23 protein-coding genes are annotated in these 24,774 nt (G+C 73.7%); 6 read left to right on the top strand and 17 right to left on the bottom strand.

The features are described from left to right. Nucleotides 1-258 precede the first annotated feature (258 nt). The 3 genes from OO48_RS06225 to OO48_RS06215 all read right to left on the bottom strand — a co-directional run bounded on the left by OO48_RS06225 (nucleotide 259) and on the right by OO48_RS06215 (nucleotide 2,250). Nucleotides 259-1,050: a DUF3710 domain-containing protein gene (locus OO48_RS06225; protein WP_033213354.1), complete on the bottom strand. Its 792-nt coding sequence runs from the start codon at nucleotides 1,048-1,050 to the stop codon at nucleotides 259-261. A 151-nt stretch (nucleotides 1,051-1,201) separates the two neighbouring features. After that, nucleotides 1,202-1,669: a dUTP diphosphatase gene (gene dut, locus OO48_RS06220; RefSeq protein WP_033213324.1), complete on the bottom strand. Its 468-nt coding sequence runs from the start codon at nucleotides 1,667-1,669 to the stop codon at nucleotides 1,202-1,204. Further along, nucleotides 1,666-2,250, bottom strand: coding sequence for a PaaI family thioesterase (locus tag OO48_RS06215; RefSeq protein WP_033213323.1), 585 nt, complete (start codon nucleotides 2,248-2,250; stop codon nucleotides 1,666-1,668). Before OO48_RS06215 ends, dut begins: the two co-directional genes overlap by 4 nt. A 107-nt stretch (nucleotides 2,251-2,357) precedes the next feature. On the opposite strand from OO48_RS06215, the gene OO48_RS06210 reads away from it, so the two are divergent. Continuing rightward, complete coding sequence (locus OO48_RS06210) at nucleotides 2,358-2,822, top strand: DUF3093 domain-containing protein (protein WP_425338510.1); 465 nt, start codon at nucleotides 2,358-2,360, stop codon at nucleotides 2,820-2,822. Nucleotides 2,823-3,077: 255 nt separating this feature from the next. Here the strand turns inward: OO48_RS06210 and OO48_RS06205 are convergent, their stop codons facing one another. The 4 genes from OO48_RS06205 to OO48_RS06190 form a co-directional block, all read right to left on the bottom strand. Next, nucleotides 3,078-3,377 (bottom strand): DUF4193 domain-containing protein, encoded by a 300-nt coding sequence (locus OO48_RS06205; protein ID WP_014138508.1) that lies wholly within the window; start codon nucleotides 3,375-3,377, stop codon nucleotides 3,078-3,080. Between the two features lie 598 nt (nucleotides 3,378-3,975). Next, nucleotides 3,976-4,953, bottom strand: coding sequence for an acyl-ACP desaturase (locus OO48_RS06200; RefSeq protein WP_033213321.1), 978 nt, complete (start codon nucleotides 4,951-4,953; stop codon nucleotides 3,976-3,978). Between the two features lie 203 nt (nucleotides 4,954-5,156). Further along, complete coding sequence (locus tag OO48_RS06195) at nucleotides 5,157-6,458, bottom strand: sensor histidine kinase (protein ID WP_033213320.1); 1,302 nt, start codon at nucleotides 6,456-6,458, stop codon at nucleotides 5,157-5,159. A gap of 43 nt (nucleotides 6,459-6,501) precedes the next feature. Then, nucleotides 6,502-7,155, bottom strand: a complete 654-nt coding sequence (locus OO48_RS06190; RefSeq protein ID WP_030458051.1) for a response regulator transcription factor — start codon at nucleotides 7,153-7,155, stop codon at nucleotides 6,502-6,504. A 468-nt stretch (nucleotides 7,156-7,623) separates the two neighbouring features. On the opposite strand from OO48_RS06190, the gene OO48_RS06185 reads away from it, so the two are divergent. Further along, nucleotides 7,624-7,809, top strand: coding sequence for a hypothetical protein (locus OO48_RS06185; RefSeq protein WP_030458050.1), 186 nt, complete (start codon nucleotides 7,624-7,626; stop codon nucleotides 7,807-7,809). Nucleotides 7,810-7,909: 100 nt separating this feature from the next. Here the strand turns inward: OO48_RS06185 and OO48_RS06180 are convergent, their stop codons facing one another. Then, entirely contained in the window at nucleotides 7,910-8,710 is an 801-nt protein-coding gene (locus OO48_RS06180) for an inositol monophosphatase family protein (RefSeq protein WP_033213319.1), read from the bottom strand. Nucleotides 8,711-8,738: 28 nt separating this feature from the next. Next, a complete protein-coding gene (locus tag OO48_RS06175) occupies nucleotides 8,739-9,881 on the bottom strand; it encodes a ferrochelatase (protein ID WP_033213318.1) in 1,143 nt (380 codons plus the stop codon). 189 nt (nucleotides 9,882-10,070) lie between these two features. On the opposite strand from OO48_RS06175, the gene OO48_RS06170 reads away from it, so the two are divergent. Both OO48_RS06170 and OO48_RS06165 read left to right on the top strand, forming a co-directional pair. Beyond that, on the top strand, nucleotides 10,071-11,321 hold the full coding sequence (locus OO48_RS06170; protein WP_051731788.1) for an MFS transporter: 1,251 nt from the start codon (nucleotides 10,071-10,073) through the stop codon (nucleotides 11,319-11,321). Nucleotides 11,322-11,446: 125 nt separating this feature from the next. Further along, nucleotides 11,447-12,748: a D-arabinono-1,4-lactone oxidase gene (locus OO48_RS06165; protein WP_033213317.1), complete on the top strand. Its 1,302-nt coding sequence runs from the start codon at nucleotides 11,447-11,449 to the stop codon at nucleotides 12,746-12,748. A gap of 12 nt (nucleotides 12,749-12,760) precedes the next feature. Here OO48_RS06165 and OO48_RS34905 read toward each other — a convergent pair whose 3' ends face one another. Continuing rightward, complete coding sequence (locus tag OO48_RS34905; RefSeq protein WP_051731787.1) at nucleotides 12,761-13,561, bottom strand: hypothetical protein; 801 nt, start codon at nucleotides 13,559-13,561, stop codon at nucleotides 12,761-12,763. A gap of 438 nt (nucleotides 13,562-13,999) precedes the next feature. On the opposite strand from OO48_RS34905, the gene sepH reads away from it, so the two are divergent. After that, entirely contained in the window at nucleotides 14,000-15,091 is a 1,092-nt protein-coding gene (sepH, locus tag OO48_RS06155; RefSeq protein WP_081951940.1) for a septation protein SepH, read from the top strand. Nucleotides 15,092-15,137: 46 nt separating this feature from the next. Here the strand turns inward: sepH and OO48_RS06150 are convergent, their stop codons facing one another. The 5 genes from OO48_RS06150 to OO48_RS06130 form a co-directional block, all read right to left on the bottom strand. Further along, a complete protein-coding gene (locus OO48_RS06150) occupies nucleotides 15,138-15,965 on the bottom strand; it encodes a sulfurtransferase (protein ID WP_033213315.1) in 828 nt (275 codons plus the stop codon). A gap of 92 nt (nucleotides 15,966-16,057) precedes the next feature. Then, the gene (locus OO48_RS06145; RefSeq protein ID WP_033213314.1) at nucleotides 16,058-16,705 is read right to left on the bottom strand and encodes a thymidine kinase; all 648 of its coding nucleotides are present in this window, start codon (nucleotides 16,703-16,705) and stop codon (nucleotides 16,058-16,060) included. Nucleotides 16,706-16,750: 45 nt separating this feature from the next. Then, on the bottom strand, nucleotides 16,751-17,908 hold the full coding sequence (locus OO48_RS06140; RefSeq protein ID WP_033213313.1) for an alkaline phosphatase family protein: 1,158 nt from the start codon (nucleotides 17,906-17,908) through the stop codon (nucleotides 16,751-16,753). 6 nt (nucleotides 17,909-17,914) lie between these two features. After that, nucleotides 17,915-18,499: a DUF5998 family protein gene (locus tag OO48_RS06135; RefSeq protein ID WP_033213312.1), complete on the bottom strand. Its 585-nt coding sequence runs from the start codon at nucleotides 18,497-18,499 to the stop codon at nucleotides 17,915-17,917. 111 nt (nucleotides 18,500-18,610) lie between these two features. Further along, nucleotides 18,611-21,385: a bifunctional acetate--CoA ligase family protein/GNAT family N-acetyltransferase gene (locus tag OO48_RS06130; protein ID WP_033213311.1), complete on the bottom strand. Its 2,775-nt coding sequence runs from the start codon at nucleotides 21,383-21,385 to the stop codon at nucleotides 18,611-18,613. A gap of 157 nt (nucleotides 21,386-21,542) precedes the next feature. On the opposite strand from OO48_RS06130, the gene OO48_RS06125 reads away from it, so the two are divergent. Beyond that, a complete protein-coding gene (locus OO48_RS06125) occupies nucleotides 21,543-21,821 on the top strand; it encodes an HPr family phosphocarrier protein (RefSeq protein WP_033213310.1) in 279 nt (92 codons plus the stop codon). Between the two features lie 35 nt (nucleotides 21,822-21,856). Here OO48_RS06125 and OO48_RS06120 read toward each other — a convergent pair whose 3' ends face one another. Next, entirely contained in the window at nucleotides 21,857-23,050 is a 1,194-nt protein-coding gene (locus tag OO48_RS06120) for an RtcB family protein (RefSeq protein WP_033213309.1), read from the bottom strand. A 352-nt stretch (nucleotides 23,051-23,402) separates the two neighbouring features. Beyond that, entirely contained in the window at nucleotides 23,403-24,770 is a 1,368-nt protein-coding gene (locus OO48_RS06115) for a M16 family metallopeptidase (protein WP_033213351.1), read from the bottom strand. Between the last annotated feature and the right edge of the window lie 4 nt (nucleotides 24,771-24,774).

Raw genomic sequence — 24,774 nt, 5'->3', positions numbered from 1 at the left:
GGCACGCTGTTGAGTTCTCAAGGAACGGACGCTTCCTTCGAGCCGCATCCCTGCGGACCCTCCGGGCGCTTCGTTCTTTCGTGTTCCCAGCTTATCAGAGGTTTTCGCCACCGTTTCACCGGTGTTTCCTCGAACTCGCTTTCGTTCGCCCCTCTCGGCGCGACTCCGGAACTGTACGGGGACCGGTGGCCGCGAAGCAAATCCGCCCCCGCGCCGGGCGGCGCGGGGGCGGAAGGGGACGCGGAGCGTCCGGAAAGGTCAGTGGACCTCGGTGATCTCGGGACCGCGCGAGAAGGGGTCGATCGAGCCGCCGGTGTAGGGCGACTCGGCGTCGGCGGGGGCGGCGGCGCCGTCCGCGACCATCTGGGCGTCCTCGGGAAGCTTGAGGACGATCGGGTCGCGGGGGGCCATGGGGGCCTCGCCGCGGACCACGACGGTCTGGCGGAAGACCTCTTCGAGGAGGCCGGCCATCTCGGGCTGGACGGCCGCCTGGCCGGAGATCACGCCGCGGAGGAACCAGCGGGGGCCGTCGCAGCCGACGAAGCGGACCAGCTGGACGCCCTGGGTGCCGTCCGGCAGCTGGACGGGGACCTGGGCGCGGAGGTGCCAGCCGAGCGGGCCCTCCTCCTCCTCGACGACGCCGCCCTGGCCGGTGATGCCGTTGGCGATCTCCTCGCGGACCTCGCCCCAGATGCCCTCCGACTTGGGGGCGGCGAACGCCTGGAGCTGGACGGCGCTGTTGCCCAGCACCAGGGTGGCGGCGACGATCGCGTCACCGGCGACCTCGACCCGCAGTTCCATGCCCTCGACACCGGGGATCAGCAGGCCCCCGAGGTCGACCCGGCCCTCTTCGGGCTTCTCCAGCTCGGAGATGTCCCACGGCCCGTCCGGGCGCGGGGCCGGCGGGAGGCCGACCCGCTCGGCCGGGTCCGGTTCGGTGTCGTTCTCGCTCTCGACGGAACCCTCGACGTCATCGGCCGTCTCGTCGGCGCTGATGGCGTCCTCGGCGAGCTGCTCGACAGCGTCCTCGCTCTTGCGACGACGGAACACGGTCACTGTCCTTCCCGGTCCAAGACCGAATCCAAGACCGAACGCGAATATCTGCTACCTGCTACCCATCGGACCGGCCGAAAACCGCTGCAATCGCACCGCTTCCACCCGCTCGTCGTGCTGCTCGGCGGAACCGAGACCGCGGCGCATGCTAGACCGCGGCGTGGCCGCCGGTCGACCCGAACCCGCCTTCGGCGCGGACCGAACCCGGGAGTTCACCCACCTCGTGGAAGCGCGCCTTCTCGACCTGCTGGATGACCAGCTGGGCGATCCGGTCACCCCGCTTGAAGCTGACGGGCTCCTTGGGGTCCAGGTTGACGACGATCACCTTGATCTCACCACGGTACCCGGCATCGACCGTCCCCGGGGCGTTCACCAGTGCAACTCCGCAGCGGGCCGCGAGCCCGGATCGCGGGTGCACGAACGCCGCGTAACCGTCCGGTAGCGCGATGGAGATGCCGGTGGGGAGCAGTGTCCGTTCGCCGGGGGCGAGTTCGGCGTCGACGGTGGTGCGCAGGTCGGCTCCGGCGTCGCCGGGGTGCTCGTAGGCGGGGAGCGGGATCTCCGGGTCGAGCCGGCGGATCAGGATGTCGACGGGCGGGCGGACGGGGTCGGTCACGGGTTCACCTCGAAGGCTCGGGCGCGCTTGATCTGGTCCGGGTCGTCCAGGACCTTCCGCACGTCCTCTGGACGACCGTGCGTGGTGAAGTGTTCCAGCTTCACCTGGACGAAGAGTGCCTGTGCCCGGATGGCGACCGGTCCGTCGGGGCCGTCGATGCGACCCTCGGCGGCGCTGTAGACCTTGCGGCCGTGCACGCCCGTCACCCGGGCGCGGATGTGCAGCACGGAGTCGACAGGGACGGGGCGGACGAAGTCGGTCTCCAGCCGGCCGGTGACGGCGGGGGCGCCGAGCAGCCAGTTGAGCGTGCCGAGGGTCTCGTCCATGGCGCTGACCAGGACGCCGCCGTGGGCCAGGCCGGGGCCGCCCTGGTGGGCCGCCTTGACGGTGAACTGCGCGGTGACGTCGAGGTGTTCGCCGGCGACGGCGGTGAGCTGGAGCCCCTGGGGGTGCTGCGGGCCGCAGCCGAAGCACTCGTCGTAGTGGGATCCGATCGGGGTGCCGGGCGCGGGGGCCAGCGGTGAGCGGTCGGGGAGGACGGCGTCCGCGGGCGGGGTGGTGGGGGTGGTGGGTCCGTTCACGGCGCCGACCCTACCTGCCGGTAGCTTCCCGGGACAGGCGCGAACCGGCCCGCCGCGCGGGCCCCCGGGGGGTCCGCGCGGTGTGGGGAGCGCCCACAATGGAGGGCATGTACGAGGAACGTCTCACCGTCCCGCGGTCCTGGTGGCTGCTGTCCGTGGCGCTCGGGCTCTCGCTCGCGCTGGTCCTGCTCCGGTTCAGCGGGGTGGGCGCGCTGATCGGGCTGGTGGTGGGGGTGGCCGCGGGCGCCGCCGCGCTGAGCAGTTACGGCTCGGCGCGGATCCGGGTGGTGCAGGGCTCGCTGGTGGCCGGGCCGGCCCGGATCCCGGTGAGCGCGCTGGGCGCGGCCGAGGTGCTGAACCCGAAGGAGGCGGTGGCCTGGCGGTCGGTGAAGGCCGATCCGCGGGCGTTCATGCTGCTGCGCAGCTACGTGCCGACGGCGCTGAAGGTCGAGGTGACCGATCCGGCCGACCCGACCCCGTACCTGTACCTGTCGACGCGCTCCCCGCATAAGCTGGCGGACGCGCTGGCCGAGGCGTCGGCGGCGGCGCGGGGCGCCGAGCGGAGCCGCTGAAAGGTTCTTCGCGCGGCCGGGCGGTCGGAACGGGCCCGGAAAACCGAAAGGGACGGCCCCACTCGGAAGTGGGAGCGTCCCTTTCGGTCTGTCTGCGAGCACTGCGGTGGCAGGCGCACGGCTCGCGCTCTACCGGGTGCGACCGCTCGGGACGGTCGCTGCTACTGCCTCCGGTCCTGCTGCTCGGGACCGGACGGGGCGGCGTACCGGGCCGGCTGAGGGGTGACGCCCGCCCGAGCCAGTGCCGCCCCGTTTTCAGGCGCCGCAGTCCCGGCAGATCGGCTGGCCGTTCTTCTCGCTGTAGAGCTGGCTCCGGTGGTGCACCAGGAAGCAGCTCATGCAGGTGAACTCGTCGGCCTGGCGGGGCAGCACTCGGACCGAGAGCTCCTCGTTCGAGAGATCGGCGCCCGGAAGCTCCAGTCCCTCGTTGGCGTCGTACTCGTCGACGTCCACGGAGCTGGACGCCTTCTCGTTCCGGCGGGCCTTGAGTTCCTCGATGCTGTCCTCGTTGAGGTCGTCATCGGTCTTGCGTGGGGTGTCGTAGTCCGTTGCCATAGTTTTCGCTCTCCCCCTTTGGGTGTGTGCGGGTATCTCCAGCGCACGTAACGCCTGGGGGGCCGGTCTTGTGCCCGACCCGAGGCCGAGATTGTGCCTTACTTCAAGCCCCGTTACTCAATCGACATCCGGACAGGAGTCCGTTGGGGTGATCGAACGGGGACCGAACACCGTCCACCGTACGGGTGAATCGGTTCGGACCGGAACTTGTCGATCATCACGGTCCGTGGCCGCACGGGAGTACCGGGGGTATCAACTCGACGGCGAGGCAAGGTTCTTGGAGATCAGCACCGAGGCCGCCGACCGGTCCGCCCGGTCACCCAGCGCAACCGTCTGACCCGAACGGGTGATCACCCCATCGAGGGGGGCGGGGCCGCCTTCCGGACACGTGTGAGTTTCGTCACATTGGACGCGACAGCGGGCTTTTGCCGTCAAAGCGGGCCTTTCGACGAGGGCGCGCGCCGTCGAATTGTCCGCGTACCCACCGGTACGTCCGAGCGGGCCGACACGCCGCCGGGGGCCGGTCCGAGGAGTGGCTCGGACCGGCCCCCGGCGGGACCGCGACGGGCGGGGCGCGGCGCGGGCCGCAGCGGGGCCGTCAGGCCCGGGCGGCGGCCGCGGCGGCGCGGCGGGCCAGCAGGGCGGCCTGCCGCTCGTCGAAGCGGGTGGCCTGGGCGTCCAGGCCGTCCAGGAAGGCCCCCAGCTCGTTCTGGGCGTGCTGCCCGACCGGGCCGAGGCCGGTGATCTCCATGACCTTCAGGTGGCGCAGCACGGGCTGCAGCACGTCGTCGTGGTGGATCCGCAGGTTGTAGATGCCGCCGATGGCGATCTGGGCGGCGGAGCGCTCGAAGCCGGGCATGCCGTGGCCGGGCATCCGGAAGTTGATCACCACGTCGGCGATGGCGCGCATGGCCTCGTCGGGGGCGAGCTCCAGGGCGGCCTTGAGCAGGTTCCGGTAGAAGACCATGTGCAGGTTCTCGTCGTTGGCGATCTTGGCCAGCAGCTGGTCGCAGAGCGGGTCGCCGGAGTGGTGGCCGGTGTTGCGGTGGGCGATCCGGGTGGCCAGCTCCTGGAAGGCGACGTAGGCGACGGACTGCAGCATGCTGTGCGCGTTGTCCGACTCGAAGCCCTCGGACATGTGCGACATCCGGGCCCGCTCCAGCTCGACCGGGTCGACGGCGCGGGTGGCCAGCAGGTAGTCGCGGATCGCTATCCCGTGCCGGCCCTCCTCGGCGGTCCAGCGGTGCACCCAGGCGCCCCAGGCGCCCTCGCGGCCGAACATGCTGGCGATCTCGTGGTGGTAGCTCGGGAGGTTGTCCTCGGTGAGCAGGTTGACCACCAGCGAGATCCGGCCCAGCGGGGTGACCTTGGACTGCTCCAGCGACCACGCCTCGCCGCCGAGCACGCCGTCGAAGTCCCGCCCCTGGCTCCACGGCACGTACTCGTGCGGCATCCACTCCTTGGCCACCTTGAGGTGACGGTTCAGCTCGGTCTCCACGACCTCTTCGAGCGCGAGGATCAGCCTGGCGTCGGTCCAGGCGGTCGTGGCGGTGCGCTGCACGGGGGCGATGGTCACGGCGGTTGCTCCAAGGCGGAGGGGACGGACTGACCTACGGAAGCGTAGGTTACGACACCGTAAGTTGTCTCGGCCGCAATGACAAGCCGCCCCTGTCCAGCACTTATGTCGTTCTGACACGGCTGGGCGGGGGCGGCTGGGGGGAGTTCCGCCGGGCCGGGGCGCCCGGACGGGGCACCGGCGGGTCGGGGGCGGGCCGATGGCTACGGGATGCGCACCCGCACCCGCAGGCCGCCTCCGGGGCGGGCAGTGGCCTCGATGGTGCCTCCGTGGGCGCGCACCACGGAGCGGACGATGGACAGGCCGAGTCCGACGCCCTTGTCGCTGCGGGTGCGGTCGGTGCTCCTGAGCCGGCGGAACGGCTCGAAGATGTGCTCCAGCTCGTAGCCGGGGACGACCGGGCCGGTGTTGCTCACCACCAGCTCGCCGCCCCCGCCGCGGACCGCCGAGGTGGTGATCTCCACCCAGCCGCCGGGGCCGTTGTAGCGGGTGCCGTTCTGCAACAGGTTGAGCGCGATCCGCTCCAGCAGCACGCCGTTGCCGTGCGCGGGGGCGGGCGAGAGCTCGGCGCGCAGCTCGACCTCGCGGGTGGCGGCCTCGGCGCGGGTCTGCTCCATGGCGCGCTGGGCGACCTCGGCGAGGTCGACCGGGCGGCGCTCGGTGAGCTCGTTCTCGCTGCGGGCGAGCAGCAGCAGGCCCTCGACCAGCTGCTCGCTGCGCTCGTTGGTGGCCAGCAGGGTCTTGCCGAGCTGCTGCAGGTCGGGCGAGACCTCCGGGTCGGCCAGCTGCACCTCCAGCAGGGTCCGGTTGATCGCCAGCGGGGTGCGCAGCTCGTGCGAGGCGTTGGCGACGAAGCGGTGCTGCGAGTCGAAGGCGCGGTCCAGCCGCTCCAGCATCTCGTCGAAGGTGTCGGCGAGCTCCTTGAGCTCGTCGTCCGGGCCGTCCAGGTCGATCCGGCGGTGCAGGTCGCTGCCGGCCACCTCGCGGGCGGTGCGGGTGATCCGGCCGAGCGGGTGGAGCACCCGGCCGGCCATCGCGTAGCCGACCGCGAAGGCGATCACGGCCAGGAAGACCAGGGCGGTCAGGGCGCGGCGCAGCAGGGTGGACAGGGCCTGGTTGCTGTTGCCCTCCTGGAGGGTGTTCATCATCTGGTCCAGGGTGTTCTGGTCGCTGATCGTCTCGCCGTTGACGGTGATCGCGACGCCCCGGCCGAGGGTGAGGTGCGGCAGCTGGGCCTGGTCGAAGGCGGAGCGGACGAAGTAGTACATCAGCAGCAGCAGGACCACGCCCGCCATCAGGAACATCCCGCCGTACAGCAGGGTGAGCCGGATCCGGATGGTGGGGCGCAGCGACAGCCAGGCGAACAGGCCGTCGCCGGGGTGGTAGGTGTCGTCGGCGCGGTCGCGGTCGGAGCGGCGCGGGGGGTGCGTCGGTCGCGGGGGCACCTGGTCCGGGCCCGGGGCGGGCGTGCCGGGGGCCCCGCCGGGGAGTGGCGGGGTGGTCATGGCCGGAAGTCCTCTCAGCTGGCGGGTGTTTCGGGGGTGCGGGTCACACCCGGTAGCCGGAGCCGGGCACGGTGACGATCACCGGCGGGTCCCCGAGCTTGCGGCGCAGCGTCATCACGGTGACGCGGACCACGTTGGTGAACGGGTCGGTGTGCTCGTCCCAGGCCTTCTCCAGCAGCTGCTCGGCGGAGACCACGGCGCCGCCGGCCCGCATCAGGACCTCCAGGACGGCGAACTCCTTGGGGGCGAGCTGGACGGGCTTGCCGTCCCGGATGACCTCCCGGCGGCCCGGGTCCAGGCTGATCCCGGCGCGTTCCAGCACGGGGGGCAGCGGGACGGTGGCGCGGCGGCCCAGGGCGCGCACCCGGGCGACGAGTTCGCTGAAGGCGAACGGCTTGGGGAGGTAGTCGTCGGCGCCGATCTCCAGCCCCTCGACCCGGTCGCTGATGTCGCCGGAGGCGGTGAGCATGATCACCCGGGTGGCCAGGCCCTGTTCGACCACCCGGCGGCAGACGTCGTCGCCGTGGACCAGCGGAAGGTCCCGGTCGAGCACCACCACGTCGTAGTCGTTCACCGCGATCCGCTGCAGGGCGGCTTCCCCGTCGTAGACGACGTCGACCGCCATGGCCTCCCGGCGCAGGCCGGTGGCGACGGCCTCGGCGAGCAGCTGCTCGTCCTCGACGACGAGTACCCGCACGGTGGTGTCCCTTCTGCTGGAGCGGCCCTGGCCGTGCTCGCCCGTGCGGGCCGTTGGTGCGCCGGGCGCGGATCCTGGCAGACGGATCCGACGGTGCCTCCATCCTGCCTGGTCGCGCGGTAAAGCAGTCGTAAGTCCGGTGCGCCGTCCGCGAAAACGGAGCACCCGGTACCTGTTTGGACTGTGACTCGGGCAACTTTTCCGGGAGTTGGAGGTTTCCATGCCCCGGGGGTGGGGAGGACACGTGCACACCGTGATGCCGTCTGCCGACGCGTCACGACCACCACCACCCGCCGAGTGCCCCATCCGCACCGGCCTGGGACGGAAAACCACCGGGTCGCGGCTCCAGCGCCGCCCGAGCGCCCGACCGGAAGCTGCTTCCGGTCCGAGGTGCCCGCCGGGGTTTGTCGGGTCCCTGGCCGGGGGGTCGCTCGGACCGTGCCCGTCGACACAGCAAAGGGGGCCCGTATGGACGCCTTCACCGCCGGAATCCTTCAGCGGATCAAGAACGCCGAGCAGGATCTGCACCGCGCGATCGAGTCCGGGGACGAGTTCCTGGCCGAGGTCGAGCAGTCCGAGCTGGAGGACCTCCAGCGCCTCGCCACCGAACACGGCGTGGACCCGGTCCTCGGCACCCACCGCTCCGCCGCCTGACCGTTCCCCTCCCGTACCGCACGGTACGGCCCTGTCCGACCAGCGCCCCGGCCCGGTTCACCGGTCCGGGGCGCTCTGCGTCTGCCCACTGCGCGGCGGGTCAGTCGTGCCAGGCGCCGAGTTCCTCCAGCCGGGCCTGCAGCGGTTCGAACACGCCGGGCGGGGCGGCGACCGTCAGCTCGCCGTCCGCGGGCAGGCCCGGGCGGGAGCCGGTGAGCGCGCCGGCCTCCGCGGCGATCAGCAGGCCGGCGGCGCGGTCCCAGGGGGCCAGGCCGCGCTCGTAGTACCCGTCGAACCGGCCGGCCGCCAGGTCGCACAGGTCGACGGCGGCCGCGCCGCCGCGGCGCACGTCGCGCACCTCGCCCATCAGCGCGTGCAGCACCTCGGCCTGGTGCACCCGCCGCTCGCGCAGGTAGCCGAAGCCGGTGGCCACCAGCGCCCGCCCCCACACCGGGGCCGGGCGGACCGCCAGCGGGCGGCCGTCCAGCGTGGCGCCGCCGCCGCGCACGGCCTGGAAGAGCTCGCCCCGGGCGGGCACGAAGACCACGCCGACGACCGCCTCGCCGTCCAGCTCGGCGGCCACGCTGACCGCCCAGGAGGGCAGCCCGTACAGGTAGTTGACCGTGCCGTCGAGCGGATCGACCACCCAGCGCACCCCGCTGATGCCTGGGCGGTCGGCGCCCTCCTCGCCGAGGTAGCCGTCGTCCGGGCGGCGGGCGGAGATCAGTTCCAGCACCAGCTTCTCGGAGGCCAGGTCCATCTCGGTCACCACGTCCACCGGGCTGCTCTTGGTGGCGGCCACCCCGAGGTCGGCGGGGCGGCCGTCGCGCAGCAGGGCGCCGGCCCGGGTGGCGGCCTCGACGGCGGTGGCGAGCAGGTCCTGCAGCAGGTCGTCGGTCACGGGTCCGGTTCCTCGCGTTCTCGGGGGATCAGGCTTCGGCGGCGGCGGGGCGGGGGGCGCGCGGGTTGGGGCAGCAGGCGGTGGGGCACAGGTCGTGGCTGGGGCCGAGGGCGCCCAGCGCGCACCGGGTGACCGGTTCGCCGCGCTGGGCGGCGGCCCGCTCCAGCACGAGTTCCCGGACGGCGGCGGCGAACCGCGGGTCGGCGCCGACGGTGGCGGCCCGGGCGACCGGCAGGCCGAGCTCGGCGGCCTTGGCCACCGCCTCGGTGTCCAGGTCGTACTTGACCTCCATGTGGTCGGAGACGAAGCCGATCGGCACCATCACCACGGCCGCGGCGCCGTCGGCGTGCTGCGCCTCCAGGTGGTCGCAGATGTCGGGTTCCAGCCACGGGGTGTGCGGGGCGCCGGAGCGGCTCTGGTACACCAGCTCCCACGGCCGGTCGGCGACGCCGGTGCGCTCGGCCACCGCGGCGGCGATCAGTCGGGCCACGTCCAGGTGCTGGGCGACGTACGCGCCGCCGGGGGTGCCGCGGGCCGGGTCGTCGGGGGCGCCGGAGGTCTCGGCCATCGCGGTCGGGATCGAGTGCGTGGTGAACGCCAGCCGGGCGCCGTCGCGCGCCTCCGCCGGCAGTTCGGCGAGCGCGGCGAGGGCGGCGTCGGTCATCGGCTCGACGAAGCCGGGGTGGTTGTAGAAGTGCCGCAGCTTGTCCACCGTCAGCTCCGGGCGGCCCTCGGCGGCCAGCACCGCCAGCGCGTCGGCCAGGTTCTCCCGGTACTGCCGGCAGCCCGAGTACCCGGCGTAGGCGCTGGTGGCCAGCACCAGCACCCGGCGGTGCCCGTCGTCGGCGATCTCCCGCAGGGCGTCCTCCAGGTAGGGGGCCCAGTTCCGGTTGCCCCAGTAGACCGGCAGGTCCAGGCCGTGGTCGGCGAAGTCCTCGCGCAGCGCGCCCAGCAGTTCGCGGTTCTGCGCGTTGATCGGGCTGATGCCGCCGAACAGGAAGTAGTGCTTGCCGACCTCGGTCAACCGCTCCTTGGGGATCCCCCTCCCCCGGGTGACGTTCTCCAGGAACGGCACCACGTCCTCGGGGCCCTCCGGTCCGCCGAAGGAGAGCAGCAGCAGCGCGTCGTACGGCGCCGGATCGGTCTGGCTGGGCGTGCGCGTGTCGGACATGGAACCGATCCTGCCACCCGTGACGGCCCGGGCCGTCACGGGTGCGCGGAGTCCGGGATGTCCGCGAACAACCCGGATGCGGACGTTCGCTCCCGCTTCGTAAGCTGTGTGGACGATAGTCGTGCATTACCAATGGTTGTATCTTCCCCCCACCCGATCCCGGTCCGACCTGCGACGGAGCCGCCCCCCGTGCTGTCCAGCTACCGCCAGATATTCGCCGCGCCCGGCTCCCTGGCCTTCTCCTTCACCGGGCTGATCGCCCGCCTGCCGATCTCGATGACCGGGATCGGCATCGTCACCATGCTCGGCGAGATCAAGGACTCCTTCTGGCTCGGCGGCCTGCTGTCCGCCTTCCTCGCCGTCTCCGCCGCGCTCCTCGGCCCCCGGATCTCCCGCCTGGTCGACCGGCACGGCCAGCGCCGGGTCGCCCTCCCGGCGACCGCCGTCACCGTGCTCTCCGCCGCCGGGCTGCTGCTCGGCGCGCACTACGGCCTCCCCGACTGGACGCTGTTCGTCTTCGCCGCCGGCATGGGCACGATGCCGAGCACCGGCTCCATGGTCCGCGCCCGCTGGGCCCACCTCTACCGGGACGAGCCGCCCAAGCTGCACACCGCGTACTCCTTCGAGGCGGTCGCGGACGAGATCTGCTTCATCGTCGGCCCGATCCTCGCCGCCACCCTGGCCACCTCGCTCTTCCCCGAGTCCGGCCTGCTGCTCGCCGGGGTCTTCCTGGTGGTCGGCATCCTGCTGTTCACCGCCCAGCGCCGCACCGAGCCGCCCGCGCACCCCGTCGAGCAGCGCTCGGACGGTTCCGTCGTGCGGGACAAGGGCCTCCAGACCCTGATCCTGACGCTCGGCGCGGTCGGCGTGGTCTTCGGCTCGGTCGAGGTGGTCACCGTCGCCTTCGCCAAGGCCCAGGGCCACCCCGCCTCGTCCGGCTACGTGCTGGCCGTGTACGCCCTCGGCTCCTGCCTGGCCGGGGCGGTCTTCGGCGCGCTGAAGTTCACCGGCGCGATGGACCGCCGCTTCCTGGCCGGCGTCGGCGTGATGGCCGTCGGGATGGCCCCGCTCGTCCTGGCCGCGCAGTTCCTGCACGGCACCGCGGCCCTGTTCGGCGTCGGCGCCGCGCTCTTCCTCTCCGGCCTCGCCATCTCCCCCACCCTGATCACCGCCATGGCCCTGGTCGAACGGCTGGTCCCCGCCGCCCGCCTCACCGAGGGCATGACCTGGACCACCACCGGCCTCGCCCTCGGCGTCGCGGTCGGCTCCTCCGCCGCCGGCATCGTCGTGGACGCCGCCGGCAGCGCCAACGGCTACTGGGTCCCGGCCGCGGCGGCCCTCCTGGCCGGGACGGCCGCCTACGCGGGGCGTCCCCGGCTGCGCGAGCAGCTCGCGGCGGCGCGGGTGCCCGCTGCGGAGGTCGCGGCCGTGAACTCGTAGCGGCGGGGGCGAACCGGGGCGGGGCCGCCCCCCGTTCGCCGTAGACCTGCGCGTTCGTTGTGGCTACGCTCCCGTACCCACCGGTAGAACCGGAAGGTGGGACGCGCGAGCGGGAGGCTCTGGAGATGACCGAGGTCTGGCGGAACTGGGCGGGGAACCAGAGCGCGCGGCCCGCGCGGGTGGTGGCGCCGGGGTCGGTGGAGGAGCTCTCGGCCGCGGTGGTCGCCGCCGGGCGGGCCGGCCTGCCGGTGAAGGCGGTGGGCTCCGGGCACTCGTTCACCTCGATCGCGGCCGCCGGGGACGCCGTGCTGGTGCGCCCCGACAACCTCACCGCCGTCCGCTCGATCGACCGCGCCGCCGGGACGGTCACCGTCGAGTCGGGCCTGCCGCTGCACCGGCTGAACCGCCTGCTCGCGGCGGCGGGCCTCTCGCTGACGAACATGGGCGACATCGAGGTGCAGACCGTCGCCGGCGCGACCAGCACCGGCACCCACGGCACCGGCCGGGACTCCGGCTCACTCGCGGCGCAGATCCGGGAGGTCGAGATCGTCCTCGCCGACGGCTCGGTGCGGACCTGCTCGGCGACCGAGGACGCGGAGCTGTTCCAGGGCGCCCGGCTGGGCCTGGGCGCGCTGGGCGTGGTGAGCGCGCTGACCTTCGCGGTGGAGCCGATGTTCCTGCTGAGCGCGCACGAGAAGCCGATGGGCTTCGACGAGGTGCTGCGCTCCTTCGACGACCTGACGGCCGTCAACGAGCACTTCGAGTTCTACTGGTTCCCGCACACCGACCGCTGCTCGACCAAGCGGAACAACCGCAGCCAGGGCCCGGCCGCGCCGCTGCCGAAGTTCAGGGCCTGGCTGGACGACGACTTCGTGTCGAACACGGTGTGGGAGGGCGCCTGCCGGGTGGGCCGCGCCTTCCCCGGGGCGATCCCGGCCATCGCCGGGATCGCCAGCCGGGCCTGGTCCGAGCGCCGGTTCACCGACCAGCCGCACAAGGTGTACACCAGCCCGCGCAAGGTGCGCTTCATCGAGATGGAGTACGCGGTGCCGCGCGAGGCGGCCACCGAGGTGCTGCGCGAGCTGAAGGCGATGGTGGAGCGCTCGGACTGGCGGATCAGCTTCCCGGTGGAGGTGCGGGTGGCCCCGGCGGACGACCTGTGGCTGTCCACCGCGAACGGCCGGGACAGCGCGTACATCGCCGTCCACCTGTACCGGGGCACCCGCGAACTGTCCTACTTCACCGAGGTGGAGAAGCTGATGACCGCCCACCGGGGCCGCCCGCACTGGGGCAAGCTGCACACCCGGGACGCCGAGTACCTGTCCTCGGTGTACCCGCGCTTCGGCGACTTCACGGCGCTGCGCGACAAGGTCGACCCGGAGCGCCGGTTCGCCAACGACTACCTGCGCCGGGTGCTGGGCGCCTGACCCGCCCCCTCGTCAGCCGGTCGGACGCGCCGCCCCGGGCGGCGCGTCCGGCGCGCTCGGGGCGGCGTCCGGCGCCGGGGCCCGCACGGACGGCTCGGCCGGAACGCTCGGCGAGGGCTGCGCGGACGCGGCCCCGGACGGCTCGGCCCCGGCCGGGCCGCCGGGCGACGGCGCGGGCGTGGACGACGGCGACGGCGTGGGCGACGGTGACGGTGACGGCGAGGACGCGGGGGCGGTCGGGGAGGGCCCGGCGGACGGGGTGTCGTCCCGGTCCGCCGGCTGCCGGTCCTCGCCGGACGGCCGCGAGGGGTTGAACGAGGTGCCGCCGCCCTCCTGCCCGGTGGTGATGTCGTGCATCGGCTTCCCCGCGGCGAGTTCCACCGCGACGACCGGCACCATCGCGAGCACGAACACCAGCGCGGAGACCGCCGCGTACGACTTCCAGGTCCAGCGGCGTTTCGCGCGCAGCACCCGGGGGGCGTTCCAGTCCGGGCTGATTCCGCCCGGCGGGGCGGGTGCGGGGTGCGCGGCGGGAGTGGATTCGGTGCCGCGTTCCACCGCGTTGCGCAGTTGTTCCCCGGTGCGTTTGAACAGGTGCTGGAAGAGCGCGCTTCCGGTGGTCGCCCCCACCGAGACGACGGCGGCACCGAGTATCGTTCCGTACACTCCGAGTTCCGAGGCGAGCACCGCACCGGCCACCGCCGCCAGGGCGCTCGCCGCGACCTGAGTGGCCGTCAGGTCGAGCCGTCTCTGCTCCGCCTTCGGCTCGGCCGCGGCCGGTCCGTGCGCGAACTGCTGCCTCTGCTGCGGCATCCCTGTCCCTCGGTCGGTGTGTCGGAATTTCGAACAAGCCTCTCCATCTTGCCCAAAGAAGGACACAAGGGTCGAAAATCCGGTTCTTCCCGGTCGATATATGTGAAGATGATCACCGTCAGTTGATCGTCGGCGGGTCAATGGAGTGCCCGCTCTTGAGATTCCGGTGATTCGCGGGAGACTTGAGCGGCGAGCCGCCCCTCCGGATGCCACGAATGGAGTACTGTTCGTGGAGCCTGAGCCTTCGGACTCGTTGTCGACGAACCGTCAGACGATTGGACCGGGCGCCCGGGTGCGATGTCGACCGTCGACGTGGCAAACAGGCAACCGTGCCACAGCGGCGCGCCCGGGTGGAAGCCCGACACGCCGGGTAACTCTGCAAGGTTGTGGCCACTCGCCAGCGGGCAGGCCACACTCAGTACGGGAGCAGCGACGCAGGTGACGTCGGCAGGCACCACCCGGGAGGTAACCGTGCCCGAACTGCGCGTCGTGGCCGTCAGCAATGACGGCACACGGCTGGTGCTCAAGGCTGCCGACAGCACGGAGTACACCCTGCCGATCGACGAGCGGCTGCGCGCCGCCGTCCGGGGTGACCGCCCGCGGCTCGGCCAGATCGAGATCGAGGTGGAGAGCCACCTCCGCCCCCGTGACATCCAGGCGCGGATACGAGCCGGTGCCTCCGCGGAGGAGGTCGCCCAGGCCGCCGGCATCTCGGTGGAACGCGTCCGCCGCTTCGAGGGCCCGGTCCTCGCCGAGCGCGCCTTCATGGCCGAGCGCGCCCGCAAGACGGCGATCCGCCGCCACGGCGAGTCCACCGGCCCGCAGCTCGGCGAGGCCGTCGCCGAGCGCCTCGCGCTGCGCGGCGCCGAGAAGGACACCGAACGCTGGGACTCCTGGCGCCGCGACGACGGCACCTGGGAGGTCGTCCTCGTCTACCGCGCCGAGGGCGAGCACCGGCGGGCCGGCTGGTCCTACGACCCGCCCCGGCGGCTGGTCCAGCCCAACGACGACGAGGCCCGCGCGCTGATCGGCGAGAACGTCGAGCGCGAGGAGGACTCGGTCTTCCCGTTCATCCCGCGGATCGCCCGGCTCCCCCAGGACCGCCCGGCCCGCCCGATGATCGAGCGGCCCTCCGCCGACCGCATCATGCAGGTCCGCGAGGCCCGGGAGTCCGGCGCCGCCGCGGCGACGGCGGCCGCGGCCGCCCCCGAGCGGGACTCCCTGACCAGCCTGCTGGACGTGGTCCCCTCCTACCGCGGCGACCTGACCCCGGTCGGGCCGAGCGTGGAGACCGCGGTCACCGAGGAGCCCGAGGAGGTCGAGGAGACGGCGGCCCCCGCCGCGAGCGTCGGCGCGGGCTCCGCGTACGCGGACATCCTGATGCCGCGCTCCGTCGCCCCGCACCGGGACCGCCTGGTCGGCACCACCGACCGCCAGGCCGAGGCGGACGGCGTCCGCCCCGGGCGCCGGGCGACGGTGCCGAGCTGGGACGAGATCGTCTTCGGGTCGCGGCGCAAGAAGCCCGAGTAGGGCCCCTGCGGGAGCGCGTACCAAGGGCCCTCCCGCCCCGTCCGCCTCAGAGTTCCACGGGATTGGCCGGGTTCGCGGACCACTCGCTCCAGGAGCCCGGGTAGAGGGCGGCGCCTTCGTGGCCCGCGACGGTGAGGGCGAGGAGCTGGTGGGCGGCCGTGACGCCGGAGCCGCAGTAGACGGCGGTGCGGGCCGGGTCGGTGACGTGGAGCGCGGCGAAGCGGGCCGCCAGCGCCGCCGGGGGCAGGAAGCGGCCGTCGGGGCCGAGGTTCTCGGTGGTGGGGGCGGAGGCCGCGCCGGGGATGTGGCCGGCCCGGGGGTCGATCGGCTCGGTCTCGCCGCGGTAGCGCTCGCCGGCCCGGGCGTCCAGGAGCAGACCGGTGCGGGCGAGTTCGGCCGCGCCCTCGGCGTCGACGGTGGGCAGGTGGCCGGGTTCGACCTTGAAGTCGCCGTCGCCGGGGGCCGGGGTGTCGGTGGTGAGCGGGTGGCCGGCGGCGGTCCAGGCGGCGAGGCCGCCGTCGAGGACGCGGACGTCGCCGTGACCGGCCCAGCGCAGCAGCCACCAGGCGCGGGCGGCGGCGAGCGCGGGCCCGGCGTCGTAGGCGACGACGGGGCGGTCCGCGCTGACGCCGGCCCGGCGCAGCGCGGTGGCGAGGCGGTCGGGGTCGGGCAGCGGGTGGCGGCCGGCCGGGCCCGCCGGGTCGGCGAGTTCGAGGTCGAGGTCGAGGAAGTGCGCGCCGGGCAGGTGGCCCTTGGCGTACTCCTCGGCGCCGGGCGGGCCGCCGAGCGCCCAGCGGATGTCGAGCAGGACGGGCGGGCGGGCGGTGCCGAGCGCGTCGGCGAGTTCGGCGACGCCGATCAGGGGCGAGGTCATGCCGTCATTGTGGCGTGCGGGCGCGGCCGTCGGGGCCCGGGGCGGGATCGCGTCACCCGGTGAAACGATCCGGGGCGGACCCGCCGGGGCCGTCAGCCCTCGAAGGGGAGGACGTCCGGGGAGAGGACGGCGGCGCGGGCGGTGGCGGCGGTGAGGCGGCGGCGGTGGTGGCGGCGGCAGAGCACCTCGTAGCCGATCTCGTCCTCGTTGACGGCGACGTCCCCGACCACGACCTGGGCTCCCTCGACGACCATGACGCCGCCGACGGTGCGGGCGTTGTGGGTGGCGCGGGCGCCGCACCAGCACAGTGCCTCGACCTGGAGGACCTCGACCCGGTCGGCGAGCTCGATCAGCCGCTGGGAGCCGGGGAAGAGCCTGGTGCGGAAGTCGGTGGTGATCCCGAAGGTGAACACGTCGATGCCCAATTCGTCGACGATTCGGGCGAGTTGGTCGATCTGCGCGGCGGAGAAGAACTGTGCCTCGTCGCAGATCAGGTAGTCGACCTTGCCGCCGGCCGAGAGCAGTTGGACGACGTACGCCTGGAACTCGAAGGCGTCGCCGACCTCGACGGCGTCGGCGCGCAGGCCGAGCCGGCTGGAGATGGTGGCGGCGCCGGCCCGGTCGTGGCGGGTGAAGATGATGCCCCGGCGGCCGCGGGCGGAGTGGTTGTGGTCCATCTGGAGGGCGAGCGTCGACTTGCCGCAGTCCATCGTGCCCGAGAAGAACACCAGTTCAGCCATGGCGGGGCAGCAGCCTTTCGGACGAGGTGGGGTGAACGGGCGGGCTCAGCCGCGGACTTCGAGCAGCGGGACGAGCTGTTCGACGGGCGTCATCGAACCGTGCAGGCCGACCATCTGGGACTCGCCGGGCTCGCTGCGGGTGGCGACGATCGCGATGTCGTCGCGGGCGGCGGCGACCACGTCGCCGATCCGGGGCAGCACGCGCTCGTCCACCGAGGGACCGAACCAGCCCGCGGCGACGGCCTGTTCGCGGGTGGCGACCCACATCTGCTCGCCGAGCACCTCGCTCCACACCGCGTGCACGTCGCCGGCCGCGCCGGGGTGGGCGTAGACGTGGCGGGCCCGGCCCTCGCCGCCGAGCAGGGCGACGCCGGCCGAGAGCTCCCAGTCCTCGTCGAAGTCGATCCGGTTCTCGGGGGCGATGTCGATCATCCCGTGGTCGGCGGTGACGTACAGCGCGGAGCGCGGCGGGAGCTGCTCGGCGAAGCGGCGGGCGAGGCGGTCGACCGTGAAGAGGGTCAATCGCCACTCGTCGGAGTCGACGCCGAACCGGTGCCCGGCCGCGTCGAGTTCGCTGAGGTACGTGTAGACCAGGGCGCGGTCGTGCTCGGCCAGCCAGGCGGCGGCCCGGTCGATGCGCTCCTCGCCGGTGGTGCGGCCGAGGAAGGTGCCGCCGGAGAGGGCGACCCGGGTCAGCGGGGTGGAGGCGAACAGCGGGGAGGAGACCTGGGCGGTGGCCACGCCGGCCTGGTGCGCCAGCTCGAAGACGGTGGGGTAGGGCTGCCAGGCGTGCGGGTCGACCGGCGGGTTCCAGCGCAGCTGGTTCATCAGCCGCCCGCTGTCGGGGATCATCACCGTGTACCCGGCCAGGCCGTGCTGCCCGGGCGGCAGGCCGGTGCCGACCGAGGCCAGTGAGGTGGCGGTGGTGGACGGGAAGCCGGCGGTGATCGGGGTGTGCCCGGCCGCCAGCGAGTTGAGGAAGGGCGCCCAGTCGGGGTTGGCCCGGATCAGCTCCCAGCCGAGGCCGTCTACCAGGAAGACGCAGACCCGGTCGGCGGGCTCCAGCGGCAGCACGGGGCGGTAGCCGGGCACGCCGAGGCCGGCCGCGAGCGTGGGCAGCAGGTCGGAGAGCGCGGCGCAGCCGTAGCGCGGGGCGGGGGCGTCGGCCGGGTCGAGCAGGTCGTAGTGGTCCTCGTGGTGCATGCCAGGTCAGCCGTTGGCCACGGTCGCTTCGGACAGCGCCCGGGCGAACACCAGCGCCTGGGCGACCGTCTCCGGACCGTCCCCGGCCTCGCTGACCCGCAGCGACAGGTCGTCGGCGGTGGCGGAGCCGGTGTAGCCGTGGTCCGCGTCGCAGTTGGGGTCGGAGCAGCCGGCCGGCTCCAGGTCGAGGCGCTGCACGGCACCCCAGCCGATGGTGAGGACGACCTCGCGGGGCGGGGTGCCGGGGGTGTACGTCTCGGGATTGGCGACCATCCGGCTGACCACGACGGAGGTGATCCGGTCGAGGCGGACGGTCTCGGTGGAGGTGGTGGCGTACGGGACGGGGGTGGCCGCGTCGCCGTTCTGCTCGTCGGTGTGGCTGACCACGAAGCGGGACGGGGTGAGCACCAGCACGGTGACGTGCCGGCGGACCTCGTTGGCGTCGAAGGTGGTCTCCTGGTGCACCAGGTACGAGGTGATCGGCTCGGGGCCCACCGCGGACTCCACCGCCTCGGAGACCAGCGCCGGGTAGTAGCCGCTGCGCTCGATCGCGGACCGCAGGTCCTGCGTGGTGGTACCGGTCTTCGCCATATCTCCATCCTGGCATGTCCCGCCACTGCGGCGGGTGGCACTGTGCCGGGTCGCCCGGCCCTCGCGGGGCCGGGGGCCGCCCGGTCCTGCCGAGCGGGCAACCACGCAAGGTTACAGCGTGCTCATGGCGCGCGGCCCCAGATCGGTGCGGACCGGCAGCGGGGCGATCCGGACCCGGGCGCCGAGCACGGCCAGGCCGTGCGGGGCGACCACGACGGGCTCCAGGTCGACCGAGGCGACCTCGGGCAGGTCGTCGACGAGGCGGGAGACCCGCAGCAGCAGTTCCTCCAGCGCGCCGGTGTCGACGGCCTCGGCGCCGCGCCAGCCGAACAGCAGCGGGGCGGCCCGCACTTCGCGGATCAGCTCGGCCACGTCCCGGTCGGTGGCGGGGACCAGGCGGTGGGCGACGTCGCCGAGCAGTTCGGCGGGGGCGCCGGAGAGGCCGAAGGACAGGATGGTGCCGACGGCCGGGTCGACGGCCGCGCCGATCACGGTGTCCACGCCGCGCGGGGCGAGCCGCTGCACCACCAGTTCGGCCTGCGCGGCGCCGCCCAGCAGGGCGTCCAGTTCGCGGTGGGCCCGGCGCAGTTCGGCCTCGCCGGTCAGGTCGAGCCGGACGCTGCCCAGGTCGGGGCGGTGGCGCAGGTGCTCGGCGGTGGCCTTCAGGGCGACGGGGTAGCCGAGGGTGGCGGCGGCCTTGACGGCGCTCGCCTCGTCGGGGGCGGGCAGCGTCGGGCTGACCGGGATGCCGTAGTGGCCGAGCAGTTCGGCGGCCTCGGCGTCGGGCAGGGTGACCCGGGCGCCGCCGGCCTGCAGCCGGGCGGCGACCGCCTCCCGGCTGGTCAGGGCGCGCTCGACCAGGGCGCGGGCGGCGTGCTCGTCGACGCCGTCCAGTTCGGGGACGCGGGCGGTCTCCTCGGCCTCGGCGCTGCGGCGGCGCCACTTCGCGTAGCGGACGGCGTCGGCCAGCGCGTGCACGGCGCGCTCGGGGGCCGGGTAGGCGGGCACTCCCCCGGTCCGCAGCCGGGCGACCAGCGCGGGCAGCGCGAGGTGGGCGAGCAGCAGCGGTTTGCCGAGTTCCCGGCCGCGCTCGGCCGCGTCCAGCAGGGCCCGGGCGATCTCGGGGGCGTCCTCGACGAGTTCGGGGGCGGCCTCGGGGCCGTGCACGCCGATCGGCGGGATGGCGACGGCGATCACCGCGTCGGTGCCCGGGTCGGTGAGCGCGGTGTCCAGGGCGATCCGGAAGTTCTCGCCGCCGGCGCCGGTGGTCAGGTCGACGGGGGTGCGGGGGCGCAGGCCGGCGCTCAGGCAGGTGTCGTAGGTGAGCAGGCCGAGCGAGTCGGAGTTGCCGACGACGGCGACCCGGTTGCCCTGCGGCAGCGGCTGGCGGGCGAGCAGTTCGCCGGTGTCGAGGAGTTCGGTGATGGTGTCCACCCGGATCACGCCCGCCTGCTGGAACAGGGCGTCCACGGTGGCGTCGCGCAGCCGGGTGGCGGCGGGCTGGACGGCGTGGCCGGGCGGCAGGCTGCCGGTGTGCCGGGCGCCCTTGAGCACCACGACCGGCTTGGCGGCGGCCAGTCGGCGGGCGATCCGGGTGAACTTGCGCGGGTTGCCGAAGGACTCCAGGTAGAGCAGCACCACCTCGGTGGCGGCGTCCTCCTCCCAGTACTGCAGCAGGTCGTTGCCGGAGACGTCGGCCCGGTTGCCGACCGAGGCGAACGTGGAGATGCCCGTGCCGCGCCGGTGCGCGGCCTCCAGCAGGGCCACCCCGATCGCCCCGGACTGGCAGAACACGCCGAACGGCCCGCGCTCGGGCAGCACGGGGGCGAGCGAGGCGTTCAGCCGGCGCTCGGGGTCGGTGTTGAGCAGCCCGAACGCGTTCGGGCCGATCACCCGCATGCCGGCCGCCCGGGCCTGCCGCACCAGGGCGCGCTGCCGGTCCCGCCCGTCCGGCCCGGTCTCGGCGTACCCGGCGCTCACCACCACCAGGCCCCGCACGCCGTGCGCGCCGCACTCGGCGACCGCGCCGGGGACGGACGGCTCGGGCACGGCGATCACCGCGAGGTCCACCGGCCCGGGGACGTCCAGCACCGAGCGGTACGTCGGCACGCCCTCCAGTTCGGTGCCCGGCTCGGCGCCCCGGTTCACCGCGTACACCGGGCCGTCGAAGCCGGAGCGGACGTCGCGCAGCAGCGCCCGGCCGACCGACTGCGGGTTGCGCGAGACGCCGACCACGGCGATCGAGCGGGGCGTGAGCAGGCGCTGCACCGAGCGGGCCTCGGCGCGGTGCTCGCGGGCGCGCATCACGGCGAGCGAGGCGGCGGTCGGCTCCAGGTCGAACTCCAGGTGCACCACGCCGTCGGCGAAGCTGCGCCGCTGGGTGTACCCGGCGTCGGTGAAGACCTTCACCATCTTCCGGTTCTCCGGCAGCACCTCGGCGGTGAACCGGCGGATGCCGCGCTCCTGCGCGACCGCGGCGATGTGCTCCAGCAGCGCGGAGGCGATGCCCCGGCCCTGGTGCGCGTCCTGCACCAGGAACGCGACCTCGGCGTCGGTGCCGGTGGTGGACGGCATGCCGTCCTTGTCGGTCCGGTCGTAGCGGACGGTGGCGACGAACCTGTCCCGCACCACCAGCGCCAGGCCGACCCGGTTCACGTAGTCGTGCTGCGTGAAGCGGCGGACGTCCTTGTCGGACAGGCGCGGGTACGGGGCGAAGAAGCGGAAGTACTTCGACTGGTCCGAGACCTGCTCGTAGAACTCCACCAGCCGCTCGGCGTCGTCCGCCGTGATCGGCCGGATCCGGGCCGTCCCGCCGTCCCGCAGCAGGACGTCCGCCTCCCAGTGCTGCGGGTACCCGTTGTCCGCCTGCGCGCGCTCGTGCTCCACGCCCGCCAGAGTAGTCGTCGGCGAGCCTGGTGGCGCCAGGCGTGCCGGGCACGGCACGCTGGCCCTGCCGCTCCGCCACCGAGCCCGCAGTGCGACGGCGTGCGACACTGGTCTAGACAACCCTGCACCACCCTGCACCACCTGAAAGGCACCTCTCATGGCTGAGCGCCGCGTCACCATCGGTTGGGCCGAGGGCCTGCACGCCCGTCCCGCGTCCGTCTTCGTCAAGGCCGTCACCTCCACCGGCGTCCCGATGACCATCGCCAAGGAGGGCGGCGCCCCCGTCAACGCCGGCTCCATGCTCGGCCTCCTCGCCCTCGGCGCGGCCGGCGGCGACACCGTCGTCCTCGCCTCCGACGCGGACGGCGCCGAGAGCGCGCTCGACCGCGTCGCCAAGCTCGTCCAGGAGGGCCTGGACGAGCTGCCCGCGGCGTAGCGCGTCCGGAGGGCCCGCGTCCAGGGGCCCGGCCGTCAGCCCTTCACGCAGATCACCTGCTTGAGGTGCGCGACCACCTCGACCAAGTCCCGCTGCTGGGCGATGACCTTCTCGATCGGCTTGTACGCCCCGGGGATCTCGTCGACCACGCCGGCGTCCTTGCGGCACTCGACGCCCGCCGTCTGCGCCGCCAGGTCCGCCGTGGTGAAGCGCTTCTTGGCGGCGGTGCGGCTCATCTTCCGGCCGGCGCCGTGCGAGGCCGAGTTGAACGAGGCGGCGTTCCCCAGGCCCTTCACGATGTACGAGCCGGTGCCCATCGAGCCCGGGATGATGCCGTACTCGCCGGAGCCGGCCCGGATCGCGCCCTTGCGGGTGACGAGCAGGTCGACGCCGTCGTAGCGCTCCTCGGCCACGTAGTTGTGGTGGCAGGAGATCATCTCGCCGAACGCGGCCCCGGCCCTGGGCAGTTCGCGGCGGACCGCGTCCTGGAACAGGACCATCATCAGCGCCCGGTTGTGCTTGGCGTACTCCTGCGCCCAGAACAGGTCGGAGCGGTAGGCGTCCATCTCCGGGGTGCGGGCGAGGAAGACCGCCAGGTCGCGGTCGATCAGGCCCTGGTTGTGCGGCAGCGCCCGGGCGATCGACATGTGGTGCTCGGCGAGCTCCTTGCCGATGTTGCGCGAACCGGAGTGCAGCATCAGCCAGACCGCGCCGTCGTCGTCCAGGCAGAGCTCGATGAAGTGGTTGCCGCCGCCGAGCGTCGCCATCTGCCGGGCGGCCCGCTCGCGCCGCCAGTGCACCTCGGGGGCGATGCCGTCGAAGCGCTGCCAGAAGTCGTCCCAGCGGGCGGTGGGCAGGCCGTGCAGCTTGCCCGGGTCGACCGGGTCGGCGTGCAGGCCGAGACCGACCGGGATGGCCCGCTCGATCCGGCTGCGCAGGCGCGACAGGTCGTCGGGGAGGTCCTTCGCGGTGAGCGAGGACTTCACGGCCGTCATCCCGCAGCCGATGTCGACGCCGACCGCGGCCGGGCAGACCGCGCCCTTCATCGCGATGACGGAACCGACCGTCGCGCCCTTGCCCAGGTGGACGTCGGGCATCACGGCGAGGCCGTGCAGCCAGGGCAGCGTGCTGATGTTGCGCAGCTGCTGCATGGCCTGGCCCTCGACGGTGGCCGGGTCGGTCCACATCCGGATCGGGACGCGGACGCCGGGTACCTCGGTGTACGACATGGGTGTTCGACCTCCTGGGTCGGATGGGTTCATGGTGCCGCACGAAGGCGCCCGGTGCGGCGGCGGGGATGATCAGGGGGCCGCGGGCCCGACGTGCGGGACGGCGGGCGAGCGCCGCGCGAGGACTGCTCAGGCAGCCGTGGGCGAACAACGGAGGGGCAGCCTCGGGGAGCGTCGTGGCTCGACCCGCATGGTGACCGCCTCCCTCCGCCGTGTCGTGGTCCGCGCGCCTGCCGCCCGGCCGGGAACATCTACCCACGGCGGGCCGACGGCGCGCAAGGCATTAAAGCGGTCCGGGAAACGCCGAGGGTCCGGCGGGGCTGACGCCCCGTCGGACCCTCGGCGGGCGGGATCAGTTGGCGACGACCGTGACGTCCCCGATGCCGAGCGCCTTGACCGGCTCGGCGATCACCGAGGCGTCGCCGACCAGCACGGTGACCAGCCGGTCCGGCGGGAACGCGGCGACCACGGCGCGGGTCGCGGCCTCGGTGTCCAGCTCGGCCAGCCGCCGGTAGAAGTCCGCCTGGTACGTGTCGGGCAGGTACTGCTCGACCTGGTCGGCCAGGGTGGCGGCGACCGAGCCGGCCGTCTCGAACTTCAGCGGGGCGACGCCGACCAGGAACTGCACGGCCTCCTCCCGCTCGGCGTCGGTCAGGCCCTCGGCGGCCAGCTTGCGCAGGATGGCCCAGGTGTCCTGGAGGGCGGGCGCGGTCGACCCGGTGTCCACCGAGCCGCTGATCGCCAGCAGCCCGCGGCCGGAGCCGTCGGCGGCCGAGCGCAGTGCCTGGGCGAACGCCCGCACGCCGTAGGTGTAGCCCTTCTCCTCGCGCAGGACGCGGTCCAGCCGGGAGGTGAGGGTGCCGCCGAGGCAGTAGGTGCCGAGCACCTGCGCGGCCCACGCCGGGTCGTGCCGGTCCGGGCCGATCCGGCCGATCAGCAGCTGGGTCTGGACCGAGCCGGGCCGGTCGACGATGACCACCCGCCCGGTGTCGTCGCCGGCCACCGGGCCGTGCGCGGCCGGCTCCCGGGCCTCGGCGCTCCACCGGCCCAGGGTGGACTCCAGCAGCGCGGGCAGGTCGACGCCGGTGAGGTCGCCGACCACCACCGCGGTGGCGGTGGACGGGCGCAGGTGGGCGTCGTAGAACGCCTCGACCGCGTCCCGGTCGATCCGCTTGACGGTGTCGGTGGAGCCGGCGCGCGGCCGCGACAGCCGGTCGGCGGCCGGGAACAGCTCGGCGTACAGCGCCTTGGCGGCGCGCCGGGCCGGGTTGGCCTGCTCGTGGACGATCTCGTCGAGGCGGTTGGCGACCAGCCGCTCGATCTCGTCGGCGGGCAGTGCGGGGGCGCGCAGCGCGTCGCCGAGCAGGGTCAGGCCGCGCTCCAGGCGGGAGGCCGGGACCTCCAGCGAGACCCGGATCGCCGGGTGGTCGGCGTGGGTGTCCAGGGTGGCGCCGGCCCGCTCCAGCTCGCCGGCGAACTCCTCGGCGCTGAGCGTGTCGGTGCCCTCGGACAGCGCCCGGGCCAGGATCGAGGCGACGCCGTCCAGGCCCTCGGGCTCGGCGGCCAGCGGCGCGTCCAGCACCATGTCGACGGCGACCAGCTGCTGGCCGGGCCGGTGGCAGCGCAGCACCGTCAGGCCGTTGGCCAGGGTGAACCGCTCGGGCGCCGGGAACGCCCATGGGGTGGGGGTGCCGGGCTGCGGCTGCGGGTGGAACTCCATCGCG

Origin of the sequence: Kitasatospora phosalacinea (assembly GCF_000716545.1) — a bacterium.
Lineage (GTDB): Bacteria > Actinomycetota > Actinomycetes > Streptomycetales > Streptomycetaceae > Kitasatospora > Kitasatospora phosalacinea.
Note: the sequence above shows the minus strand (reverse complement) of the source record. Positions and strands in the feature narration are given on the sequence as shown.

Coding starts and splice junctions, on each gene's coding strand:
- OO48_RS34905 (WP_051731787.1), bottom strand. CDS start 13,561: ATGCCGCAGCAGAGGCAGCAGTTCGCGCACGGACCGGCCGCGGCCGAG.
- OO48_RS06120 (WP_033213309.1), bottom strand. CDS start 23,050: ATGTCGTACACCGAGGTACCCGGCGTCCGCGTCCCGATCCGGATGTGG.
- OO48_RS06185 (WP_030458050.1), top strand. CDS start 7,624: ATGGACGCCTTCACCGCCGGAATCCTTCAGCGGATCAAGAACGCCGAG.
- OO48_RS06175 (WP_033213318.1), bottom strand. CDS start 9,881: ATGTCCGACACGCGCACGCCCAGCCAGACCGATCCGGCGCCGTACGAC.
- OO48_RS06165 (WP_033213317.1), top strand. CDS start 11,447: ATGACCGAGGTCTGGCGGAACTGGGCGGGGAACCAGAGCGCGCGGCCC.
- OO48_RS06115 (WP_033213351.1), bottom strand. CDS start 24,770: ATGGAGTTCCACCCGCAGCCGCAGCCCGGCACCCCCACCCCATGGGCG.
- OO48_RS06135 (WP_033213312.1), bottom strand. CDS start 18,499: ATGGCGAAGACCGGTACCACCACGCAGGACCTGCGGTCCGCGATCGAG.
- OO48_RS06125 (WP_033213310.1), top strand. CDS start 21,543: ATGGCTGAGCGCCGCGTCACCATCGGTTGGGCCGAGGGCCTGCACGCC.
- OO48_RS06195 (WP_033213320.1), bottom strand. CDS start 6,458: ATGACCACCCCGCCACTCCCCGGCGGGGCCCCCGGCACGCCCGCCCCG.
- OO48_RS06140 (WP_033213313.1), bottom strand. CDS start 17,908: ATGCACCACGAGGACCACTACGACCTGCTCGACCCGGCCGACGCCCCC.
- OO48_RS06145 (WP_033213314.1), bottom strand. CDS start 16,705: ATGGCTGAACTGGTGTTCTTCTCGGGCACGATGGACTGCGGCAAGTCG.
- OO48_RS06205 (WP_014138508.1), bottom strand. CDS start 3,377: ATGGCAACGGACTACGACACCCCACGCAAGACCGATGACGACCTCAAC.
- OO48_RS06150 (WP_033213315.1), bottom strand. CDS start 15,965: ATGACCTCGCCCCTGATCGGCGTCGCCGAACTCGCCGACGCGCTCGGC.
- OO48_RS06210 (WP_425338510.1), top strand. CDS start 2,358: ATGTACGAGGAACGTCTCACCGTCCCGCGGTCCTGGTGGCTGCTGTCC.